Genomic DNA, 2,999 nt, shown 5'->3' with positions numbered 1-2,999 from the left:
GGACTTAAGTCCCTCGCTAGGAATAAGAGCCTCACGTAGTCAGGCTGTGACATGAGGCGACCAAAGCTCAGTTTGAAAGACGATTTAAGCCTATTTGAACCAATTTTATCAATAATTACATCTTCATTTCAACTTTTTAAAAGATGTGGATAATGGTTAGGACATAAGTCACCCACTAATAGAAAATTATTTTGAGGGTTATCTTCTCAAAAAAACTTAACAAACATCCTACGCCAAGCCAATTTCTTTGGCCAAATACACATCTTGCACAGCATGCAAAAGTTCTACGCCATCAGCAAATGTACGCTGAAAGGCCTTTCGCCCTAAAATCATCCCCATTCCTCCTGCTCTTTTATTGATGATGGCATTCTTGATAGAATCCACTAAATCAGAAGCTCCTTTAGATTCCCCTCCTGAATTAATCAACCCGATTCTACCCATATAACAATTGGCTACCTGATAGCGACAAAGGTCTATCGGATGCTTTGTCGTTAAATCTGAATACATCAGCGGGTCGCTTTTTGAAAAGTCAATCGCAGTAAAACCACCGTTGGTATCAGGTATTTTTTGTTTGATAATATCAGCCTGAATCGTTACGCCTATATGATTGGCCTGTCCCGTAATATCCGCGGCTGTTTCATAATTAATACCTTCTTTTTTAAAGCCATTATTACGAGTGTAACACCAAAGTATGGTTGGCATTCCTAAGCTATGAGCCTCCTCAAAGGCTTCTGATACCTCAATAATCTGTCTGCTCGACTCCTCTGAACCAAAATAAATGGTAGCTCCAATGGCTGTAGCCCCTAAGTTCCAAGCTTCCCGAACCGACCCAAACATGATTTGATTATATTTGGTAGGATACGTTAGCAATTCATTATGGTTTATCTTTACAATAAAAGGTATCTTATGGGCATATTTTCGGGCAACTAATGCCAAGTTGCCAAAAGTTGTAGCAATAGCATTGGAAGAACCTTCCATCGCCAGTTTCAGAATGTTTTCTGGATTAAAATAAATGGGATTTTTGGCAAACGAACCTCCAGCCGTATGTTCGATATCTTGGTCGATAGGTAGAATAGAGACATAGCCTGTACCTGCCAAGCGACCATGGTTAAAAATACTAGCAAGGTTACGCAATACCTGTGGGCTACGATTGCTTTCTACCAAAACCTGACTGATATAGTCGGGTGAAGGGCGGTATAAGAGTTCTTTTGAAAAGGTAGTACAATCGTGATGTAATAGATTATCGGAATCTTCTCCCAATAGTTCAACAATCTTCTGAAAGTCCATAATTAAAATGGTTTATTTTTTTGAAACACTCACGCGCCATACGATATTAGAAACATCATCTGTCACCAACAGGGAGCCATCAGGCAATACGATTACACCTACGGGTCTTCCATACACATTTTTCTTCTCATCAGCCATAAATCCAGTCAAGAAATCTTGTGGTTTTCCACTGGGTTTCCCATTTTCAAAGGGTACAAACACCACTCGATAACCCGATAGTACCGAACGATTCCACGACCCATGTTGGGCAATAAATGCACCATTATGATATTTTTGGGGAAACGACTTTTGATTATAAAAAGCTAATCCAAGAGATGCTGTATGTGACCCCAAAGGAACATCTGGCACAATGGCTTTGGCTACTAAGTCTGGTCTTTTTTCTTCCACCCGTGGGTCAACATGCTGACCAAAATAAGAATATGGCCACCCATAAAACCCTCCGTCTTTTACACTTGTTAAGTAATCAGGCACTAAATCATCGCCTAATTCATCTCTTTCGTTCACAACAGTCCAAAGGGTTTTCGTACCCACTGCCCAACCCATTCCTACAGGATTTCTTAAGCCACTAGCATAAATCCGTTCACCCGAGCCATCTGGATTAATCTCGAGAATATCTGCCCGTCTGAATTCCTGTTCCATGCCTTTTTCAGCAACATTAGTATTTGAACCAACCGATACATAGATTTTTGTATTATCGGCATTGGCTAATAAATTACGAGTCCAGTGGCGGGGATGTTCACCAATAGGCAATGTCATAATCGTTTGTCCTTTCTCAGTAATTTCTGTCTGTCCTTTTTGATAAGGGAAACGCAACACGGCATCTACATTGGCCACATATAGCCAATTTCCGATAACTAACATTCCAAAAGGTTGATTTAGATCTTTCAAAAAAGTAGTGCGTAAATCAGGTATACCATCTTGATTAGTATCACGTAATAAAGTAATTTTATCAGCACTTTTACTTAAATTATTTGATTTACTAGCCCCAATAATACGCCCGCCTATTTTTTCGATTAAGGTATGATTAGAATTGCTTTCAGCCACCAATATATCTCCGTTCAGGGTTACGTACATCCATCGCGGGTTTTCAAACTGATCAGCAAATCGGGTAACAGTAAAACCTTCGGGAGCTATAGGTGTTTGTCCGTTTTCCCAACCATGAACATTACTGAAATTCATAGTCGATTTGGTAGCATAAGGTGCAGGTAAAGTAGCAGGCTGAGGTTTCTGAGCTAATCCTGATAAATTAATAAACGGCCATAGCCCTATCAATAAAAAACAAGTTCTTTTGAAGGAGGTATGGCACAAAGGTAGTAGCTTGAATAACATCATCATTATCTTTTGATTTAGTTTTATGTTCTTCAAGAATAGTTAAAATACTGTGCCATAGGGGGAAAGAGGGATTTATAGGTGTCTAAAATTTCCTAATGAACGCTATGCTCTATTAAAGGACTCAAAAAGGATTCCTGTAAGTACGTTTTTTCGAACACATTTTTTATATGCTTATATTTGTTATAGAATGAATCGATATACTCATCGTCTGAATTTAATCCATCACAATTAATTATTTTTTTACTTCCATCAGAAAAAAATAATTCAATCTTTTGACTTACATAAACCAGAGAAGATTTTTCTACAAAAACAATCTTTACAATATTATCAAAATCATAGTTTTCGGCTTTGGCTGAAAGTAAGACTATTTTATCTTTTTC

The 2,999-nt window shown here is 38.3% G+C and carries 3 protein-coding genes; all 3 read right to left on the bottom strand.

What is annotated here, in order from left to right; genetic code table 11:
* Positions 1-228: 228 nt before the first annotated feature.
* Positions 229-1,287 (bottom strand): class I fructose-bisphosphate aldolase, encoded by a 1,059-nt coding sequence (locus AC07XN_RS23940; protein WP_494744880.1) that lies wholly within the window; start codon positions 1,285-1,287, stop codon positions 229-231.
* Between the two features lie 12 nt (positions 1,288-1,299).
* Positions 1,300-2,466, bottom strand: coding sequence for a PQQ-dependent sugar dehydrogenase (locus AC07XN_RS23935; protein WP_494744881.1), 1,167 nt, complete (start codon positions 2,464-2,466; stop codon positions 1,300-1,302).
* 245 nt (positions 2,467-2,711) lie between these two features.
* The coding region (locus tag AC07XN_RS23930; RefSeq protein ID WP_494744879.1) for a hypothetical protein at positions 2,712-2,999 on the bottom strand (288 nt) is incomplete at its 5' end.

This window comes from Arcicella sp. GW458-12-2-14-TSB2, assembly GCF_059423785.1.
Note: the sequence above shows the minus strand (reverse complement) of the source record. Positions and strands in the feature narration are given on the sequence as shown.

Bases quoted from the DNA above. Each gene is read 5' to 3' on its own strand.
- AC07XN_RS23940 (WP_494744880.1), bottom strand. From the start codon at position 1,287: ATGGACTTTCAGAAGATTGTTGAACTATTGGGAGAAGATTCCGATAAT.
- AC07XN_RS23935 (WP_494744881.1), bottom strand. From the start codon at position 2,466: ATGAATTTCAGTAATGTTCATGGTTGGGAAAACGGACAAACACCTATA.